At 74.8% G+C, this 20,060-nt stretch carries 14 protein-coding genes; 2 read left to right on the forward strand and 12 right to left on the reverse strand.

The features are described from left to right. Window positions 1-32: 32 nt before the first annotated feature. Window positions 33-1,193 carry an FAD-dependent oxidoreductase gene (locus OHS71_RS28105; RefSeq protein ID WP_328482102.1) on the reverse strand — a complete coding sequence of 387 codons (1,161 nt, stop codon included), beginning with the start codon at window positions 1,191-1,193 and terminating at the stop codon, window positions 33-35. A gap of 131 nt (window positions 1,194-1,324) precedes the next feature. Further along, entirely contained in the window at window positions 1,325-2,206 is an 882-nt protein-coding gene (locus tag OHS71_RS28110) for an LLM class flavin-dependent oxidoreductase (RefSeq protein ID WP_328482103.1), read from the reverse strand. Window positions 2,207-2,332: 126 nt separating this feature from the next. Between OHS71_RS28110 and ligA the strand changes: the two genes are divergently transcribed. Continuing rightward, window positions 2,333-4,465 carry an NAD-dependent DNA ligase LigA gene (gene ligA, locus OHS71_RS28115; protein ID WP_328482104.1) on the forward strand — a complete coding sequence of 711 codons (2,133 nt, stop codon included), beginning with the start codon at window positions 2,333-2,335 and terminating at the stop codon, window positions 4,463-4,465. A 255-nt stretch (window positions 4,466-4,720) separates the two neighbouring features. Here ligA and OHS71_RS28120 read toward each other — a convergent pair whose 3' ends face one another. The 9 genes from OHS71_RS28120 to OHS71_RS28160 all read right to left on the reverse strand — a co-directional run bounded on the left by OHS71_RS28120 (window position 4,721) and on the right by OHS71_RS28160 (window position 18,073). After that, a complete protein-coding gene (locus OHS71_RS28120) occupies window positions 4,721-5,788 on the reverse strand; it encodes a glycoside hydrolase family 5 protein (protein WP_328482105.1) in 1,068 nt (355 codons plus the stop codon). A gap of 250 nt (window positions 5,789-6,038) precedes the next feature. Continuing rightward, a complete protein-coding gene (locus tag OHS71_RS28125) occupies window positions 6,039-6,353 on the reverse strand; it encodes a hypothetical protein (RefSeq protein WP_328482106.1) in 315 nt (104 codons plus the stop codon). 224 nt (window positions 6,354-6,577) lie between these two features. Continuing rightward, on the reverse strand, window positions 6,578-7,615 hold the full coding sequence (locus OHS71_RS28130) for a rod shape-determining protein (protein ID WP_328482107.1): 1,038 nt from the start codon (window positions 7,613-7,615) through the stop codon (window positions 6,578-6,580). Window positions 7,616-8,410: 795 nt separating this feature from the next. After that, on the reverse strand, window positions 8,411-11,959 hold the full coding sequence (locus tag OHS71_RS28135) for an SAV_2336 N-terminal domain-related protein (protein ID WP_328482108.1): 3,549 nt from the start codon (window positions 11,957-11,959) through the stop codon (window positions 8,411-8,413). Further along, complete coding sequence (locus OHS71_RS28140) at window positions 11,949-12,977, reverse strand: AAA family ATPase (RefSeq protein WP_328482109.1); 1,029 nt, start codon at window positions 12,975-12,977, stop codon at window positions 11,949-11,951. The genes OHS71_RS28135 and OHS71_RS28140 overlap by 11 nt, the downstream gene beginning before the upstream one ends. A gap of 91 nt (window positions 12,978-13,068) precedes the next feature. After that, complete coding sequence (locus OHS71_RS28145) at window positions 13,069-14,784, reverse strand: VMAP-C domain-containing protein (RefSeq protein ID WP_328482110.1); 1,716 nt, start codon at window positions 14,782-14,784, stop codon at window positions 13,069-13,071. Further along, window positions 14,781-15,107: a CU044_2847 family protein gene (locus OHS71_RS28150; RefSeq protein WP_328482111.1), complete on the reverse strand. Its 327-nt coding sequence runs from the start codon at window positions 15,105-15,107 to the stop codon at window positions 14,781-14,783. The genes OHS71_RS28145 and OHS71_RS28150 overlap by 4 nt, the downstream gene beginning before the upstream one ends. A 69-nt stretch (window positions 15,108-15,176) precedes the next feature. Beyond that, window positions 15,177-16,568 (reverse strand): carboxyl transferase domain-containing protein, encoded by a 1,392-nt coding sequence (locus OHS71_RS28155; protein WP_328482112.1) that lies wholly within the window; start codon window positions 16,566-16,568, stop codon window positions 15,177-15,179. Then, window positions 16,565-18,073, reverse strand: a complete 1,509-nt coding sequence (locus tag OHS71_RS28160; RefSeq protein ID WP_328482113.1) for an acyl-CoA synthetase — start codon at window positions 18,071-18,073, stop codon at window positions 16,565-16,567. Before OHS71_RS28160 ends, OHS71_RS28155 begins: the two co-directional genes overlap by 4 nt. Window positions 18,074-18,387: 314 nt before the next feature. On the opposite strand from OHS71_RS28160, the gene OHS71_RS28165 reads away from it, so the two are divergent. Continuing rightward, window positions 18,388-19,272, forward strand: a complete 885-nt coding sequence (locus tag OHS71_RS28165) for an ATP-grasp domain-containing protein (RefSeq protein ID WP_328482114.1) — start codon at window positions 18,388-18,390, stop codon at window positions 19,270-19,272. Between the two features lie 60 nt (window positions 19,273-19,332). Here the strand turns inward: OHS71_RS28165 and OHS71_RS28170 are convergent, their stop codons facing one another. Next, window positions 19,333-19,923 (reverse strand): hypothetical protein, encoded by a 591-nt coding sequence (locus OHS71_RS28170; RefSeq protein ID WP_328482115.1) that lies wholly within the window; start codon window positions 19,921-19,923, stop codon window positions 19,333-19,335. Between the last annotated feature and the right edge of the window lie 137 nt (window positions 19,924-20,060).

Raw genomic sequence — 20,060 nt, forward strand, 5'->3', positions numbered from 1 at the left:
CCGGTGGAAGGGGAGTTAGCTGCCCGGGCAGGTCACCACAGGGCGGTCGTCCAGTCCAGTTGGCGGGCGATCTCGGCGTCGGGCCGAGGCGGCGCCTGGTTCCCTGAGGTGCGGGGCGGGGACGCGTGGACGCCTCGTGAGATGTTGCCGCTGACCGTGGTGTTGTGCTCCACACGGGGGCGGCGCAGCGTCTCGTAGCGGGTGAGCGCGGACTCGGTGTCCGGCGCGTCGCGAAGGCACTTGGCGAGGATCACCGCGTCCTCCAGGGCCATGGAGGCGCCCTGTCCGGTCGCGGGGGAGGCGGCGTGGGCGGCGTCCCCGACGAGAAGGGTCCGGCCGCGGCGCCAGGGCGTGCCGTTGGGAATCTCGGTCGCGTTGGTGACCAGGACGGGGGCCGTGGTGGCCGCGACGATGTCCGCGGCGGGCGTGGCGTCCTCGCGCAGCAGCGGAACGAGCAGGTCACGCCATTGTCCCGGGGTCGCTGAGGCGATCTCGTCGGTGCTCAGCGGGGTGTCGGCGCAGACCCGGGCGAACCAGTACGTCTCCCCGTCCGGTGACGTCGTACAGCCGAAGGCGGCCGCACCGCCCCGGATCATCGTGATGCACGCGGGCTCGTCCGCCTCGGCCTTCGGGGCCGTGGTCGTGTAGCCGTAGAAGACGTGCTGTCCCGCGTAACGGGGCCGAGCGGTCGGGTCGGTGGCCCCGCGGACCGTGGAGTTCAGGCCGTCGGCGCCGAGCAACAGCTCGCCCGACGCCGTGCTGCCGTCGGTGAAGTGCGCGGTGACGCCTTCGGGCCCGCTGTCGACGGAGGCGAGCCGGGCGCCGTGGATCACCTCGATGCCACGGCGGGCGGCCTCCGACCGCAGGGCCGCGCCGAGTTCACCGCGGCGCAGGCACCGGTACCGCAACGCGGGGTCGTCGGCTTCACCGAGCGGAGCGCGGGCCACCTGACCGCCCTCGGCGTCGAGCAGCCGCATGACGGTGAGCGGGAAGCCGACCGACGTGACCGCCGAGGTCGCGTCGAGCTGCGCGAGGGCCCGCATACCGTTGCTCGCGAGGGTGAGGAACGCGCCGATGTCCTCGGCGGAGTCGGGATGCGCCTCGTACACGGCGACCTCCTGCCCGGCCCTGTCCAGCGCCAGAGCCGCCGCCGTGCCGGCGATCCCGCCGCCGATGACCAGTAGGCGCGTCATGCCCCACCCCGACCTTCCGTCACGGACGTACGGACCCCGTTGTCGTACGCCCCCCGGTGGAACGCCCGGCCGGGGGCCCGGAGTTCCGGCCGGGACCCGCATGGCCGGTTCGGGGCCGTCCCGTCACCCGTTCAGCGTCCGGCAGCCGCCAGCAGGGCTTCGAGCTGGCGCAGGGGCTCGGGGCCGACGATGCGCAGGACGACCGTGTCGGCGCCGGAGTCCCCGAGGGCCCGGATGTCGGCGACGGCCCCGTCGGGCCTGCCCGAGACGGTGAAGACCTCCTCCTGGGGCCGGCCGAGCCAGGCCCCGTGACCCTCGGTGTGCGGGTGCAGGGTCCGCGCGACCTGCTCGGGGTCGTCGCCCACGCAGGCGAAGGACAGCACGGTCAGCGTGTGGTCGGGACCGGCTCCGCCCTTGGCGGTGAGGGCCCGGGTGTTCTCCAGATCCCGCGGGCCGTGGCCCTCGGCGATCAGGGTGCCGTCCGCGACCCGGCCGGACAGTTCGAGGGAGCGGGGACGGACCACGCCCGCCACCACCGGCGGCACCTCGACCGGCGGATGCACCAACTTCACACCGTCCAGGCGCACTTCGCGCCCCTCCAGGGCGACCCGCTCACCGCGCAGCAGCGCGCGCACCGAGGTGATCGTCTCCTCCAGGAGGGCCAGCGGCGACCGGGGGGCGGCACCCACCGACTCCATCCACTCCCGCACCCCGTGCCCGATCCCGGCCACCAGCCGCCCGGGGAACACCCGGGCCAGCGTGGCCAGTTCCATCGCCAGCAGCGCCGGACTGCGCAGCGGGGCCGGGGTGATCCCGATGCCCACCCGCAGCCGCTCGGTCGCCCCCAGCGCCACGGCCGCCGCCGACACCCCGCCGTTCCAGCCGAGGTCCTCGACCACCCACAGGTCGTCCACCCCGAGCGCCTCGGCCCGGCGCGCGAACCCGGGCAGGTCCTCGGGAGCCCAGTCGCGGTCGTACATGACACCGAGCCGTACGTTCGTCGTGTTGGTCATGGACCGGAACCTACGGCTGGACGGCGAATGGATCAACGGCGTATCGAGGCCGCGCCGGTCGCCCGGGGAAGCCGCCCGCCGCCTGCGCCCGGGGCATTGTCAGTGGTGGCAGGCAGGATGTGAACCATGACAACACCCGGTGCAGTGATTGTGGACGCCGTCGCCTACGCGCAGGCGATCGAGGACGCGGTGCGCGCCTCGGCCGCCTACTACGCGGGTGGCACCTCGGTGCTGGACGACGACGCCTACGACCGGCTGGTGCGCTCCATCGCCGAGTGGGAGGACGCGCATCCGGAGCAGGTGCTGCCCGACTCGCCTACGGGGAAGGTCGCCGGCGGGGCGGTGGAGGGCGACGTCCCGCACACCAGGGCGATGCTGAGCCTGGACAACGTGTTCTCCCCGGAGGAGTTCACCGCGTGGACCGCCTCCCTGGCCCGGCGCGTCGGCCACGAGGTCACCCGCTTCAGCGTCGAACCGAAGCTGGACGGTCTGGCCATCGCGGCCCGCTACACCCGCGGCCGCCTGACACGGCTGATCACCCGGGGCGACGGGACGGCCGGGGAGGACGTCTCCCACGCGATCGGCACCGTCGAGGGCCTGCCGGCGGAGCTCACCGAGCCGGTCACGGTGGAGGTGCGCGGCGAAGTCCTGATGACGACCGCCCAGTTCGAGCACGCCAACGAGGTCCGCACCGCGCACGGCGGCGCGCCGTTCGCCAACCCGCGCAACGCCGCGGCGGGCACCCTGCGCGCCAGGGACCGCGCCTACACCGTGCCCATGACCTTCTTCGCCTACGGCCTGCTGCCCGTGGACGACACCGAGCCGGAGCTGACCGCGCTGCTGGAGGAGGGCGCGCACAGCGACCTCATGATCCGGACCGGCGCGTACGGAGTGCACACCACCGCGGCCACGGCCGTTCCCGGCATCACCGCGAGCACCGTCGAGGAGGTCCTGGCCCGCGTGGGCGAGATCGCCGCGCTGCGGGCCTCGCTGCCGTTCGGCATCGACGGGATCGTCGTCAAGGCGGACCTCGCCGACGACCAGCGGGCCGCCGGCTCGGGCACACGGGCTCCGCGCTGGGCGACCGCCTACAAACTGCCCGCGGTCGAGAAGATCACCCGGCTGCTGGCGGTGGAGTGGAACGTGGGCCGGACCGGCATCATCGCCCCCCGAGCCGTCCTGGAGCCGGTGCGGATCGACGGCTCCACGATCACCTACGCCACCCTCCACAACCCGTCCGACATCACCCGCCGCGACCTGCGCCTCGGCGACCACGTCATGGTCCACCGGGCCGGTGACGTCATCCCCCGCATCGAAGCACCCGTCGCCCACCTGCGCACCGGCGACGAGCAGCCCATCGACTTCCCCGAAGCGTGCCCGCGCTGCGGATCGGAGATCGACACCAGCGAGCAGCGCTGGCGTTGCGTCAACGGCCGCAACTGCCACCTCGTCGCCTCCCTGTCCTACGCCGCAGGACGCGACCAGCTCGACATCGAGGGCCTCGGCCACACCCGGGTCGTCCAACTCGTCGAAGCCGGCCTGGTCGCCGACCTCGCCGACCTGTTCGCCCTCACCCGCGATCAGCTCCTCGGCCTCGACCGGATGGGGGAGACCAGCACCGACAACCTCCTGGCGGCTCTCGCCACGGCCAGGAACCAACCGCTGTCCCGCGTCCTGTGCGCCCTCGGCGTCCGCGGCACCGGCCGCTCCATGTCCCGCCGTATCGCACGCCACTTCGCGACCATGGACCGCCTTCGTGCCGCCGACGCCGAAGCGATCCAGCAGGTCGACGGCATCGGCACCGAGAAGGCCCCGTCCATAGTCGCCGAACTCGCCGAACTCGCCCCGCTCATCGACAGACTCGCCGCCGCCGGGGTCAACATGACCGAGCCCGGCGCCACCCCGCCCGCCCCGGCAACGCCCGACGGAACCGAGGGGCCGGAGGGGGCCGGGGGTGAGGGCACGCGGGCCGCCGGTGCCGGGCCGCTGGCCGGGATGACCGTGGTCGTCACCGGCGCGATGACCGGAGCCCTGGAGAAGCTCAGCCGCAACCAGATGAACGAGCTCATCGAACGCGCCGGCGGCCGCTCCTCCTCCAGTGTCTCCAAGAAGACCAGCCTGGTCGTCGCAGGAGAGGGCGCCGGATCCAAGCGGGCCAAGGCCGAAACCCTGGGCGTCCGTCTCGCCGCGCCCGACGAGTTCGCCGTTCTCGTCGCCGACTACGTCGAGGCGGGTCCGAGCGGGGAGCCGGCCGTGTAGACGAGGTCTCCGGCCGAGGGGACGAGGTCTCCGGCGGGACGAGGTCCGGCAGGACGGTCCCCGGCGGGACGAGACGGAGAAGGTCCGCGTCCGCGTCCCTGGGCAGCGGGAAGCGCGTGCGGGCCCGCCGACCCTGAGGTCGGCGGGCCCGTGGCGGTGACCGGTCGGGCGAGGCGCGATGGGGGACGCTGCCTCGGGCCGGTCACAGGGGGAGGGTCGCACCCGGCTGCCAGGCCACTTGGGCCTTCGGCGGCGTCAGCCCTTGACGGGCTTGCCGCGGCCCCACGCCCAGGCGAGGCGGTCGGCACCGGACTGGTTGGTGGTGGCCAGCCAGGGGCGGGCCGTGGTGCCGGTCAGGGTCTGCACCGAGTACGTGTCGTCGGTGCGCAGACCCGGCCAGTACACGGAGCCCATCTTCAGCTCGCGGAAGGTGTCGGTGACGGCCTGGACGTAGTTGACGAAGTTGTTGTCCGGCGTCTTCACGTTGTAGTTCAGCCCGGTCGTCATCGGGGCGCCGAACTCGTCCGCGACGGTGCGGTTCGCGCAGTCGCCGATGCGCACCTTGAGGTCGGCCACCCACTGGTCGTAGGTCGCGTAGTCCTTCCAGAACCCGTAGTGGTGCAGGGAGAGGTACGTGCCCTTCAGGCGCGGGTCGGCACAGACGGTGGTGACGTGGTCGTTGTATCCCGCGCCGCTGACGAACACCCGGTTGCGCGGGACCTTCGCGTACGTCGACAGCCACTTCGCCGCGATGTCGGCCCACTCGGTGTCGGTGTAGCCGTGCGGCTCGTTCATCGGCTCGAAGTAGACGCGCTCGTCGTTCTTGTACGCCTTGACGACGGTGTTCCACATCGGCCAGTAGGTGGCCGTGTCGTCGATGTAGCCGTCCTTGCGGGCGCCCGTGCCCTCCCAGTAGGACACGATGACCTTGAAGCCCTGGTCCGAGGCCGCGTCGATGACCCCTCGGTACGACTTCCAGTACGCGCCGTTGACCGTGTACGGGTTGATGGGCAGCCGCACCGTGTTGGCGCCGAGGTTCGCGCGGAACGCCGCGATGATCCGGCTCGCCTTGGTGTAGGTCTGCCGGTACGTGTCGGTCGTCGACAGGCCGGAGAGCTGGAGCAGGTCGTCGGCGAAGTTGTCGCGCGGGTCGGCCCAGTTCACGCCCTTGAACTGGGTCGTGTCGGTGGCCCGTGCAGCGCCGGAGGAGGCGGAGGCCGGACTGCCGGCCAGGGTCGCGCCGGCGACGGCGGCGACGGCGACCGCGACGAGGCCGGTACGCAGGCGTGGGGTGCGGGAGGTGCTGGTGGGGGGCTTGCGCATGGACGTGCCCTTTCGGGAGAGGCGGCCCGGCGCAGGGGGGAACGCGCGGGCTGGGCGGCGACCGCCACACGATGTTTGCGTAAACATGAAGTCCCTGGAGTGGCTGGATGTTTACGTAAACACGGCGGCGCCGGAATCGTGACACCCGGCACTGTGATCGTCAAGGTTTCGGGCACGTAACGTCTGAAGCGGGAGTGACGGACGGGGTGTTGGTCGGCCTTGGCGAGGTCCCCCTCCCGGAGGCCGGACCTCACCCCGTTCTGATGATCCCGTCGGCCGACACCCTGGCGATCGCGTCGGCGGACACCCTGGTGATTCCGTCGGCCGACACTCCGGCGATCGCGTCGGCGGACACCCTGGTGATTCCGTCGGCCGACACTCCGGCGATCGCGTCGGCCGACCCTCCTGCGGCCCCGTCGGCCGACAGGCGGTCGGCGCAGGCGGGACGGGTCCCGGGGCGGGCGTCCAGCGGGGCCCGGTCCAGGCGGCCAGCACCCGGGGTCCGGCGTCCAGCGGTCCAGGGCCGGACGCCCAGGGTGCGGCGTCCAGCGGTGCAGGCGTCCATCGCTCGCGGGCCGGGGCGGGGTGTCCGGGCCTCCAGGCCAGGCGCCAAGTTGTCTCGGCTCAGGCGCCCAGCGGTCCAGGGCCGGACGCCCCGGGTCCGGCGTCCAGCGGTGCGCGTCCATCGCTCCCGGCCCGGGGCGGGGTGGCCAGGGCGTCCAGGGTCTCGCGCCCAGTCGGTGCCCGGCTCAGGCCCAGCGGTCCAGGGGGCGCCCAGCGTGTCCCGGGTCAGGCCCCCAGCGGGTCCAGTGTCAGGGGTTCGATCTTGCCTTCCAGCATGGCGCCCAGGCCCTGGGCGGCACAGATGTCGGGGCGTTCGGCGATGTGCACCGGCATGCCGGTGGCCTGACGCAGCATCTGGTCGAAGCCCGGCAGCAGGGCGGAGCCGCCGACCATCATGATCCCGCGGTCGGCGAGGTCGGCGACCAGGTCGGGCGGGCATTCACGCAGCACCCTGCCGATGCCGTCGAGCACGGCGGTCAGCGGAGTCTCGATGGCGTCCCGTACGGCCGCGGTGTCGACCCGCACGGAGCGCGCGAGGCCGGTGGCGACGTCCCGCCCGTGGATCTCGGTGGACACGGGCCCCTGCGAGGTCAGGCCGTTGCCCGAGAGGGCTACCTGAAGGGGCCGCACGGACTGGCTCGGCAGCATCAGCTCGTGCTCGTGGCGCAGGTGCTGGACGATCGCGTGATCCACGGCCTCGCCGCCGACGGGGATGCGCTCGGCGGTCACGATCGAGCCGAGCGAGAGGACGGCGACCTGGGTGGCGGCCGCCCCGCACACCATGATCATGGTGGCCTCGGGGCGTTCGACGGGCAGCCCGCAGCCGACGGCGGCGGCGATGAGGGTGTCGACGAGTTCCACCCGGCTGGCGCCCAGGCCCACCAGCGTCTCGATCGCGGCGCGCTGGGCTAGCGGGTCGGCGTCGTGCGGGGTGCAGGCGGCGGCCCGCAGAAACGGCTTGCGGCGCAGCTGACGGCGGACCTTGTCCCCGAGCAGATGACGCAGCATGCGCTGCGCCATCTCGATGTCGACGACCGTGCCGCCGGAGACCGGGCGCACGACGCGGATGTAGTGCGGCGTGCGCCCGGTCATCTTCTCGGCGAACTCGCCGACCGCGATCAGCGCGCCGGTGCGGGTGTTGACGGCGGCGGCGGACGGCTGGTCGACCACGAGCCCGGCCCCCTTCACATAGACCCGCGTCCGCGCCGCTCCCAGGTCGACGGCGAAGTGGCAGCGGCGCAACTGCTCCAGACTGGCGGTCATGGGAGGTCCCTCCGAGAGCACAGACCGTGGGGGCTCGCCGGGCCGGCGGGCCTCTCGTGCGGGGGCCGCCGGGCGGTCGGCCTCCTTCGCATCGTGCGGGGGCGGGGAGGGAGCCGCCTTCTCAGGGGGGCCGGGCGGGGCGCCGCCGAATGGGGGTTTCGTCCGTGGCACGCGGAGCAGGTGACACGCGATCGGTGAGTGTCGGTCGACGATCTCCCGACCAGGGACCAGGATCCCCCGCGGGCTGTGGGTGCGCTCCGCCGACTTCGGTCCCGGCCAGGCAGGACCCGCCGACTTCGGTCCCGGCCAGGCAGGACCCGCCGACTTCGGTCCCGGCCAGGCAGGACCGAAGCGGGTGCGCCGGTCGGCGGGCGTGGGCGGATGCTGCCGACGGGACAGTGCGTGCCCCCGGTGGCGGCGGGTCTCCAGGCGGAGCGGTCGGCCGCGAGCGGGCGTTCGCTCGCGGCGCTGTCGTCCGGCGGTGGCGGCGCTCGGCAAGCAGTTTTCCCCGGAGATCTTCATGAAGTCGCCAAGTCCCTGACAGAGGAAGCCAGTTCATCCCGCCCGGTGCTGAATTTCGCCGTTACCCGTGCCGGGCCGCGCCCGTGCCCGTGCCGGGCCGCGCCCGTGCCCGTGCCGGGCCGCGCCCGTGCCCGTGCCGGGCCGCGCCCGTGCCCGTGCCCGTGCCGGGCCCGTGCCCGTGCCCGTGCCGGGCCCGCGCCCGTGCCGTGCCGGGCCCGCGCCGTGCCCGCGCCCGTGCCGGGCCCGCCCGCGCCCGTGCCGGGCCCGCCGGCGCTACAGCGCGCGGGCCGCTTCCAGCACTGGTGTGAGGGAGGGGACCACCGCGTCACAGCCCGCCCCCAGCAGGGCCTGCTCGACGGTGGGGTTGCGCGCCAGACCGATGAAACGCAGGCCGGCGGCCCGGGCGGCGGCGAGCTCGGCGAGCGTGGAACCGATCAGGACGGCGGTGGCGGCGGGCGCGCCGAGCGGCTTCAGGGCGCCCAGCAGCCGGTGCGGGCTGGGCGTGAGGGTGCCGAGGTCGTCGTCGCGGCCGTGGACACCGGCCGTGAGCGGAAGCCGGTAGGACTCCAGACAGCGGTGGACGGCGGGCGCGCAGACGTCCGTGGCCACCCCGACCCGGCGGCCTCTGTCGTGCAGGGTGCGGACGAGGACGACGCAGTGGTGCGTCCTGGGCGCGTCCGGTACGGCGTTCAGCTCCAGGTGGTCGAGACGGTCCCGCAGGATCGGGCCCGACCGGTCCTGGGCGAAGGTCCGCAGCACGTCCAGCGGGTGCACGAACAGTTCCCGGCCCGCCCCCGCGGCGCCCGGGCCGCCCAGCGGGCGGCCGGCGAGGGCGTCCTCGGGGTCGCGGTGTTCGGCGACGATCCTGAGCAGGTCGAGGGCGGCCTCACGGGCGGTCGTGGCCGTGAACAGCCGGACCAGCGGGCCGTCGAAGCCGAACAGTACGGTCTCGGAGTCGGCGAGCAGTTCCTGGAGCGGCCGTGCCGAGGGCCCGGCCGGCCGGCGCACCTCGGGAGGCGGGGCGTAGTCGGGCGCGAGCGTGACCGCGCAGCTCACCGTCAGACCCGGCACCGGCCACCTGCCGAGCTGCGCGTTGACGGCCCGCTGCGCGCCGGCCGCCCGGCGGACGGAGTGGTGGCGGGTGACGAGGGAGGCCGCCTCGCGCAGATGCGCCAGCAGCCGTCCGGGCACGCCGGTGGCCTGCGCGCGCACGAACGCCACCGGGTCGTGGACCCGCCAGGTCAGCTCGGCGGCGGCGGTGAAGACGCCCTTGCCGGAGCTCGGCAGGGAGATCCGGTCGGCGGTGTGCCGGGGGGTGAGGTCGACCTCGTAGTACGTCGCCGTGCGGGGCGGCCGGCCGTCGTAGGGCAGGACGGGGTCGAGGAGGGTGAGGGGGCAGTCGGGGCGGGTGTGCACGATCGCGGTGCGGCCTGGGGCGGGTATGCCGAGCAGGCGGAGGTCACGGGTGAGGAAGGGGCCGCGCACCAGGTCACGAACGTCTTCGCGGTCGTCCGCCCCGCCTGTTCCGTCCGCCCGTCCCGTCCCCTCCACGTCGTCTCGGCCCAGCGGGCAGTACCAGGCGTGCGGCGGGGCGTCCGGGTCGTCGCCGAACAGGGGCCGGAAGCGGTGCGGACCGGCGGCGGCGGAGCTGTCGGCGAAGGCCGCGTAGAGGTCCGGGGGGACGGTGAGGACGACGGGGGCGGTGCTCGGCGGGGGCGCGGGCATCCCGGGTCCGTCACCGAACGTCACCCGCAGGAGAGGCCGCCCGGCCGGCTCGGCGAGCGGACCGGGGAGCCCTCGCAGGGCGGCGGCCAGCACCGGAAGGAGGTACGTCCCGGGCCGGATCCGTACGAGGTAGCCGTTCTCGCGGACCCGGACCTCGTACTGCTGGGGAGTCAGATCGCCCCTGGCGAGGACCTCGTGGACCGCGTATTCGAGGGTGATGCGGGTTTCGGGGCTGGCGGTGAGGTCGGTGGCGGTCTCGAAGAGGAGCGTGGTGCGCTCGCTCGCTCCCGCCACCGGCCGCTCCGCCACCGGCCGCTCCGACTCCGGCCGCTCCGCCACCGGCCGCTCCGACTCCGGCCGCTCCGACTCCGGCGAACCGGCGCCCGACGGCGGCGGCCCGGGCGTCTCCGATGCCGGCGGTTCGGACTCCGGCTGTTGCGGCCAGGGCCGTTCCTCGACGTTGCCGCCCAGCCTGCGTACCGTCTCCTCGCTCACCGTGGCGAACGCCGGGGCCGTGCCGTCGGGGCCGCCGGTCTCCGCGCGGAACTCGCCCGTCCTGAGACCCGCCCGCTCGTCGATCAAGGCGCCGATCCGGTCAAGGAGTCCGCGGGCGCGGCCGCGTGCCGTGCGGGGCAGGGTGCGGAGCAGCAGATCGCGGACGCCGGGGCGGAAGTCGTACGAGCCGGGCGGGCCGGGGGCGGTGGTCAGCAGGCCGCTGAGGATCACCTCGGCCAGGTGCTGGGGCCGCGGGTCGCGGCTCACGGCCCGCTGGACCAGGCGCATCACCGGGACCGAGGGGACGGCCAGGGCCAGATGGCCGGCCAGTCGGAAGGCCTCCCGGGAGGCGGTGGAGCGAAAGCGCAGGACCAGGTCCTGCGCGGACAGCGCGGCCCCACCGGGCTCCTCCTGTCCGGAGGAGGGGGGTGGAGCGGGCGCCGCCGGCAGCCAGGCCACCGCCCCCGGGACGCGGGCTCCGCCCGGGTCCGCCACCAGCGCCGCCCAGTTGGCCAGCCAGGGGGCGCCCGGTTCCAGGACGGGGAGCGGGAGCGCCCCGCCGGGCCGGGGCGCGGCGTCGGGGTCGTACGCGGTGAAGGCGAGCGCGCGCAGCGGGGCCGCCCTGGTGGCGGACGAGAGCAGTCCCGGCTCGGCCGGGAGGGCCGTGGTGGGCCACAGATGTTCCGGGAGCGGCTGCACGACGGCCAGCGGCATCCTGGTCGCCCAGTGCCGCAGGGTCCGGTACCAGTGCTCGCCCGCCGGACCGGGGCGCCACTGCGGGCCCATGCAGTCGCTCACGATCAGGGTGACCGTCCGGCCGTCCGCCGGGTCGGGGACGTGCCGGGCCTCGCCGTCGGGCGTGGCCGGGTGCAGGGTGACCGTGCGGAAGACGCCCGACTGGGCCAGGGCGGTGTGAAGTTCACGGACGAGGGGTCGCCAGACCGGCATCGTCGGGCCGGTGTCGTGGACGAGGTTGAGCCGCAGCCAGCGGTCGCGCGCGGGGCGCAGCACGGGGAGCCAGACGTCGGGGTGGGCGCCCAGCCGGGCGATGCGGTCGGCCGTCGCCCGCTCGTCGAGGAGACGGGCGCGCGCCGAGGGCACCGTGCGCTTCAGCGGACGCAGGGCCCGCTGGAGGGCGAGGGGGTGCGGGAGCATCGTGGGAGCGGGGGCGAGGACGGGACTGCTCCCGGCGGTGGCGCCGGAGGCGGGCGCGGGTGTGGGAAGGCGGAGGGGGACCCGCTCGGCGGGGGCCGCGGGTGTCGGCCCGGCCGGGGCACCGTCGTCCGCACCGCCGTCCGCACGCCCGGCCGTACCGCCGGCCGCGCCCGAGGGCGTGCCGGCGTTCGTGTCGCCGGCCGTACCGGCGCTGTCGCGCTCGGCCCGCTCGGCAGCCGCCGAGGCCGCCGGGTCCGTCCCGTCCGGCGCGTTCCGCTCCACCGGGTCGCCCGACAGCTGGGCCAGCCACAGGAGTTCGGCCAGCTCGCGGGGTGTGGGCGGGGTGTCCGCCGCCGCCGTCAGCAGCGCGGTCAGCCGTTCCAGGGCGGACGGGACACCCTTCGGTTCGCGCATCGGGTTCGTCGTCGGCGCCTCCTCAGAAGCCATCGCCGTCCGCCGTGGCGCTGAGGTAGGGCATCAGTCGCTCCGCCAGCCCGTCGCGGGAGTCGGCGTCCAGACCGGCGACGCCGGTGAGGTAGAGGGCGTTGAGGAGCTGGTCGGTGGCGAGTTCGCCGTCGGCGGCGCGGGTCAGGAAGCGGTCGATGAGGTGTTCCGCCTCGCCGGGCGGAGTGTCGAGGTGGGCCCGGACGATCTCGGTGAGCTGGTCGCGGCCGGGTCGGCGCAGCTTCAGCCGGACGCATCGGCGCAGGAACGCGGGCGGGAACTCCCGCTCGCCGTTGCTGGTCAGCACGACGAACGGGAAGGCGCGGCAGCGGATCCGGCCGCGGGTGACCTCGACGGGGGTGTCCGAGCCGTCGGCCAGGACCTCGGCGGTGACGTCCTCGGCGGAGTGACGGGCCGCGCGCATGAGTTCGGGGATCTCGTACTGACCCTCCTCCAGGACGTTCAGCAGGTCGTTGGGCAGATCGAGGTCGCTCTTGTCGATCTCGTCGACGAGGAGCGCGCGGGGGCGTTCGTAGGGCAGCAGGGCCGTGCCGAGGGGGCCCAGGCGCAGATGGTCCTCGACCCCGCCCCCGGATTCGCCGTCCCGCTCGCGCCGGGCGGCCTGCCGGGCCGCGTACAGCCGGGACAGCGGGTCGTACTGGTAGAGGCCGTCGGCCAGGGTGGAACGGCTGGTGATGTTCCAGCGCAGCACAGGACCGAGGCCCAGCTCGCGCGCCACCGCGTACGCCAGGGAGGACTTGCCGGTGCCGGGCGGGCCGGTGACGAGCAGGGGGCGGCGCAGCACGAGGGCCGCGTTGACGAGTTCGACGCTCTCCGGGGTGGCGACGTACGAGCGGGCGCGGTGGACACGGTCGGGGGAGACGGCCGCCTCGTCGTCGGCGTCCCGGGGCGGCGGCACGACGGGCTCCCCGTCGAACGCCCGCCAGGGCGGCGGCGCGGGCAGCCGGGCGACGCCGTCGTGCGGCTCGCTGTTCCCGGTGTAGACGGACCAGTGCGGCATGGTTCTCCGAAACTCGCGGTGACTCGGTGTGGCCGGTGGGGCTCGTGCGACTCGGTCGTGTGCGGGGGCGGGGGCGGGGGAGCGCCGGGGCTCAGGTCACGGGTGAGCGGGGGTGGCCGGACGTGCCGCCGTGCGGGTCGGCGAAGAGGCGCGGGTCGTCCCACAGCAACTGGATGTCGTGCGCCCAGTGGCCGTCCTCCGCGTCGGCCTCCTCCCGCAACGCGAGGATCCGGCGCGGGAGTTCGGCGGGCGGTACCCCGGACACACAGGTGTCGAGCTCGTCCAGGAACGTCTTGCCCGCGCAGCCGTCCCCGCCGGCGCACGACTCGTCCGGCCCGGTCCGACAGCCCTCGCGGGACCAGATGACCATCGGGGCGGGCGCGTTGAGGGAGGTGTCGAAGTGCGGGCGGGTGTGGGAGGCGGCCGGGGCGGTCGCGAAGCCGGCGAGACAGGCGTCGTCCTGGCGCAGCCGCATCCGCAGCCGGCGGGGTTCCTCGGGGCTGCCGCACTCGACCCGGTGCACCCGGGCGCCGGGCGCCGCGTCGAGCCGGTTCCACACCCGGGTCAGCTGGTGCCGGACACCGGCCCTGCGGCGCGCCTGGTCGGTGACGACGAGCGGGTACACACAGCCGAGCGGGGTGTCGTCGTCGGGTGTGCTCGCCCACCGGTCGACGGGCAGGTCGATCCAGTCGCGGGGCAGCGCGAACGCGAGCAACTCGTCGCAGCCGGGCGTCAGATACCGGAAGGCGGCCTCGATCCGCTCCTGCACGTAGGCGCGCAGCCCGGTCTGCGGGACGGTGTCCGAGCCCACCGGGTGCCGGCGGCCCCCGCTGTACGCCGACACCTCGACGCGCACGTGTCCCTCGCCCGCGCCGCTGTGCTGGAGGTCGACGAGGATGGGCGACCAGTCGGGTGCGGCGGCCGTCTCGACGGGGGCCCGGAGGATCGCCTCCACATGGGCGGTGAAGCGGGCGACCGTGGCGGCCGCGTCGGCGCCGTCCACCTCGCAGAGCACGAACAGGGCCGCCGACCACAGCGAGTCGAACCCCTCCTCGGGCGCGTCCGGGTCCAGCGGACCCCTGGCGGACTCGTAGAGCCGTACGCGCCGCGCGCGATCGCCGTCCAGACCCGCGCGGACGGCGCGCTCGACGAGGGCGCGCAGCCGGGCGCGGTCGGCGGTGCCGTGGTCCGAGGTGGGGACGAGGCCCTCCAGGTCGGGCCAGTAGCGGGCCATGACCTCGGTGGGCATCATCCGCCCGTTGTGCACGCCCCGGTCACCGGCCGCCGCGGTGACCATGCCGACGACCTCACCGGTGTCGGCGAGCGTGACCGCGGCGCCGCTGAACCCGGGGGCGAGCGGCTGGCCGCCGGGCTGCCACGCCTCCAGCTGGATCCACTCGCGGTTCAGCAACTGCGTCGCGGTGATGCGGTATTCGGCGAGAGTGCCCTCGTCGAAGCCGACCGGGAAGCCGTAGACGACGAGCTTGCGGGGCCGGTCGGGCCGCCGGTCGTGGGCCGCGTCCACGGGGGCCAGCGCGGCCGGGGCGACCGGGACCTCGTGCGCCAGCTCCAGGACGGCCAGGTCGCCGAGGTCGGCGGTGCCGCCGCCCCAGCCGCCGTCGGCGACCACGCGGGCCGGTACGGCGGGAGAGCCCGGGCGTTCGGTGAACGTCACCGTCAGGGCGTCCTGGTCGGCCCCGTGCACGACATGGGCGCAGGTCAGGACCCTGCGCGGGGTGACGAGGAAGCCGGCGCCCGCCACCTGGCCCGCGCTCTCGATCCGGGCGTGCCATTCGGCGCTGTTCATGAGGTGGGGGAGGGCGACCACGTCAGCCGCACGACGAGGTGACCCTCGGCCGTGCCCTTGGCGATGATCGCGCCGGTCTCCGCCGACAGCTTCACCCCGAACTCGATCTCCACCCCGTCAGGCCGTAACGTCCCGTCCCGGAACACCCGCAGGGCGGACTCGGCGGCCGCGCGCACGCCCTCCAGGGCGCCCTCGAAGGTGCGGGCCGCCTGAACCGTCCCGTCCCCCCGGGCCACCAGCCGGGAACCCGGCCGCCCCTCCGCGACCGCCTCGACGGAGACGACGGCACCGTCGTCGGTCTTGAACTCCACCAGTCCGTCCACGACGCCCCCGTAACCCCTTTCCGGAACTCCCGCGTCTTCGCACTCCTGCGGCGCTGCGCGCACCCATTGTCACGGACGGTACTGGGGATTGTCCTGCGTTCCATGCGCCTGCGTGATCCGGATCACCCCCAGCTCCACCAAGTCCTGTGGCCGGATGCGAAGTTGATCGGCCGTCGCCTCCACCTCCCGCGGGGCCCGCTTGAGGATCGCCGCCGCCGACTCGGGCGCGATGACCGAGAAGTAGCTGTCCGGGGTGGCCCAGGTGCGGCCCGGCGCGGCCAGCGCCAGCGCGCCGCCGGAGCCGCCCTCGCCGATGACCAGCGTGGTGAGCGCGGTGCGGGCGGTGGCGACCGCGCCGAACAGCTCCGCGATCGCCGCGCCCGCCCCCTGCCGTTCCGCCTCGGCGTCGTTGGCCGCGCCCGGGGTGTCGACCAGGGTCAGCACCGGTATGCCGAGCCGGTCCGCGAGGCGGATCAGCCGGGTGGCGGTGCGGTACCCGGCGGGCCGGGTCGCCGCCCCGGTCTGGGCCGCGTAGGCGACCGTACGGCCTTGGTGCACGCCGAACCCGCACAGCATCCCGTCGGGGTCGACGCCGCCGCACCGGTCACCGGAGATCGCCAGCCGGTCGCTGAAGTAGGCGTCCAGGTAGCCACGGGCGCGCGGTCGTTCAGCCGCCCGGGCCCGCCGGACCGCCTCCCACCCGGTACGCGGCAGATCCGTGGCGCCGAGAGCGCCGGGAACGGGCGCCGGGGCGGGCACGGAAGGTGACCGCGGTGCTCCGCCGGTCAGCAGGCGCAGCCACCGGCCCAGGACGTCCCGCAGCTGCGCCGCAGGCACCACGGCGTCCGCCGCTCCCGCCGCGACCTGGGCCCCGGCCGTGTAGGCGGCGGGGTCGGCGTCCGGCGGGCGGACGCGGGAGCCCGCGAAGCCGACCTGGGCGTCCGGCAGGGCCAGCACGACGTCGGCGCCCGCGCCCAGGGTGGCCCAGCCGCCGCCGGTCGTCGGATCCCGCACCACCGCGACCTGCGGCAGCCCCGCCTCCCTGGTGAGCGCCGACTGCCGCGCCACCCGCTGGAGCTGGGTGAGGGCGAGCATGCCCTCCTGCATCCGGCTGCCGCCCGTGGCGACCAACGGCACGACCGGGAGCCGGTGTTCACGGGCGTAGGTGTACGCCGCCTCCAGACGGTCGCCGGTGCGCTCACCCAGCGAACCGCCCAGGAAACCGAACTCGAAGGCGATCAGCACGGCCCGGGTGCCCCCGACGCTCGCGGTGCCGCAGACGACGGACTCCGACTCGCCGGTGCGCCGGGCGGCGCGCTCGCGCGAGGCGCCGTAGCCCGGCCAGCCGAGGGGTCCGTCCGGAGCGGAGGCCCACTTCCCGCCCGGCGGGTCGGGGAGAGCGATGAAGTCGTCGGCCACGAGGGCGATGGCCTCCCGCGCGCTCGCCCGCTCCGCCGTCATGACGGCAGCGCCCGCTTCATGATCTTCCCCATGTCGTTGCGCGGCAGCACCTCGAGATACCGGACCACGCGAGGCCTCTTGTGCGGCGCGAGACGTCGGGCGACATGGCCGGCCAACTCGGCCTCGGGCGGCGGGGATCCGGGATCCGCGGGGACGACCCACGCGACGATCCGCTCCCCGAGGTCCGCGTCCGGCTCACCGGTCACCGCCGCCTCCCGCACCCCCGGATGCTCCAGCAGCGCGTTCTCGATCTCACCGGCCCCGATCTTGTACCCGCCGCTCTTGATGAGATCGGTCGCCTTGCGCCCCACGATCCGGACGTAGCCGTCAGGATCGCGCACCGCCACGTCCCCGGTCCGGAACCAGCCGTCGGAGGTGAAGGCGGCGGCTGTCGCCTCCGGCCGGTTGAGGTACTCCGTGAACAGGTTCGGCCCGCGCACCTGGATCTCGCCGACGCTCTCCCCGTCGTACACCCCGACGGCCGAGCCGTCCTCGTCCACGAGCCGCAGCTCCACGCCCGGCAGGGGCACCCCGACGGTCCCGGCCCGTGCCTCCCCGTCCGCCCGGACGCTGGTGTTCATCAGCGTCTCCGTCATCCCGTACCGCTCGATCACCCGCCGCCCCGTCGCGGCCGCGATCCGCTCGTGGTCGTGCACGGGCAGCGCCGCCGATCCCGACACCAGCAGCCGCGCCCCGGCGAGCGCCTCGGCCAGCCCGGGGTCGTCCGGCAACGCCTCGGCGATGCGGTGGTACATCGTCGGCACCCCGAAGAGCATGCTCGCGCCGGCGCTCAGCTCACGCGTCACGCCCTCGGTGTCGAACCGCCCGAGGTGCCGTACGGCCCCGCCCCGGCGCAGCGGACCGAGGATCCCCAGCACCAGCCCGTGCACATGGAACAGCGGCAGCCCGTGCACGAGGACGTCCTCCCCGGTCCACTGCCAGGCGTCGGCGAGCGCGTCCAGGGTGGTGGCGACGGCCCGGCGCGGGATGACCGCGCCCTTGGGCGGCCCGGTGGTGCCGGAGGTGTAGACGACGAGCGCGGGGTCCTCCTCGCCCGCGGGCGCCCCGACGGCCGGCCCTCCGGCGCCGCGCACGCCGCCGACCGTGACGCCGCCCTCGACCTCCACGTCGATCCGCGTCAACTCATCCAGCGCTCCCGGCAGTTCGTCGCCCGGAGCCGCCAGCACCACCCCCGGCGCGCTGTCGCCCAGGATGTGCCCGAGCTCCTTGTCCCCCGACTTCGGGTTCAGCGGCACGGCGGCCACCCCGGCGAGCAGCAGGCCGACGACCCCGACGGCGGTCTCCAGCGTCGGAGTCGCCCAGACGGCGACCCGCCCGCGCTCTGCGCCGCGGCCCGATGCGGCACCCCCCGTCGCACCCCGCACGCGCTCACCGACGGCACCGGCCGCCGAGGCGAGCTCCGCATACGTCAGGGAGCGCTCACCGAAGCGCAGAGCGGGGCGCCCGGACGGGTCGTCCGTCAGGGCCGGGAAGAGAGAGGACACGGGACGGGCTCCTTGAGTGGCTGCGTGACACGTCGAAACCGTCCTACCCCACTCGCCCCGTGCCCACCTGTCGAGCCGCCGCTCCCACGATGCCGGGGCCTCCCCGGCCCGAAGGCTCAGGTCAAACAGGTTGTGCCCACCGCGGGGACGCCGGATAGCCTGCCCGGACACGACACGGACGTACCGCAGCGTGCGGGCGTACGCACGTACGGACGTGCTGAAGTGCGGCCGCGGACGGACAGCAGACCTGCGACCGGCGGATCAGCGGTCCGGCGACCGACGGAACGACAGACGTACGAGAACGGAGTCCCGCTGTGCCCCGAGTCGCTCTGGTCACCTACGACCCCCGGCCGGAACCGAGCAAGGACCGCGATCTCCCCGTGCTGCGCGCGGCGCTGGAGGCGGCCGGGGCCGAGGCGGACGCCGTGTGCTGGGACGACCCGGACGCCGACTGGGCCTCCTACGACCTCGCCGTCATCCGCTCGACCTGGGACTACAGCTGGCGCGCGGCCGAGTTCACGGCGTGGACCGAGCGGTGCGGCAAGCTGACGCGGCTGGCGAACCCGGCCGCCGTCGTGCGCTGGAACACCGACAAGCGGTACCTCGGGGAGCTCGCCGCGGCCGGGGTGCCCACGGTCCCCACCCGCTACCTCGCCCCGGGCGGTCCCGAAGGCGCCGCCGGTCTGCCGGGCGACCACGAGTACGTCGTCAAGCCCACCTCCGGCGCCGGCGCCCGCTACGCCGCCCGCTACACGCCCGAGCGGCGCGAGGCGGCCGAAGGGCACCTGGCGCGGATGCACGCCGAGGGGCTGACGGCCATGGTGCAGCCGTACATGCGGAGCATCGACACCGGCGGTGAGCGGGCGCTCCAGTTCTTCGGCGGACGCCTGCTGCACGCCAGCCGGAAGCGGGCCGTACTGGCCCCCGGCACGGCCTTCGACGCGGACAAGGTCGCCCACCCCGGCCTGGAGCCGTGGACCCCGACGCCGGCCGAGCTCGCCGTCGCCGGACGCGCCCTGGCCGCGGTACCGGACGCGTCGGAGCTGCTCTACGCCCGGGTCGACCTCGTGGACGGCGACGACGGGGAGCCGCGCGTGATGGAGCTGGAGCTGGTCGAGCCGAACCTCTTCCTGTTCCTGCACCCGGGGTCGCTGCCGGCCGTGGTGGCGGCGATCCTGGCGGCGGCCGTCACTCCCTGACGACCGCCCCGACGGCCGCTTCCACGGCCGCCCCGCTCCCGCTCCACCGCGGCGGACGCCCTACTCCCGGACCGCCGTGCGTTGCAGCAGGCCCCAGGTGAACTCCGCGACGGCCTCCCGTCTCACGCCCAGGCCGTCGGGTGCGGTGAAGGCGAGTCCCCAACGAGTGGGGGCGGTGCCCTCCAGGGGGCGGGCCGGGGCGAAGGCGCGGGCGACCTCGTCGACGGTGCAGGACCAGGGGGTGAGGTCGTCGAGGGTCGTCAGGAGCGGGGGCGTGGCTCCGGGGGCGCGGACCAGCCACTCGTTCCAGACGCCCCCGTTCGGGGCGACCAGCGCCTCGAAGCGCAGCTCGGGCCAGAGCGGCAGCGGCCAGAGCCAGGCCTCGCAGTCGAGGTCCCCGACGCGGCGGGGCGTCCGGGACTCCGGCTCGCCGAGGACCGAGCGGTACCGGGACAGCGAGCCCCGTGCGTGCGGGGAGTGGAGCATCGCCTGCCAGCGCTTGTTGGCCTCCCGCATCTGTGCGAGGGAGACGCCCAGTCCGTGGCGGGCGTCCTCCACCAGATCCGGGTTGTGGTCGGCCATGCGGCGCAGCAGGACCTGCTGGAAATCGAGCGCCGCGAAGGAGCCCGCGAGGCGTTTCTGGGTCGGCATCCCTCCATCCTGGCCCACCGGGCGTACGGTGCTGGGCCACTGTGCGTTTCCCGACCATTGCCCGGCGCAACGCCGTATGACAGTGTTCGCCATGCCGATCGCCTGTTGAAATCTCGAACGCAGGCACTGAGACGACT

Origin of the sequence: Streptomyces sp. NBC_00377 (assembly GCF_036075115.1) — a bacterium.
Classification (GTDB): Bacteria; Actinomycetota; Actinomycetes; order Streptomycetales; family Streptomycetaceae; genus Streptomyces.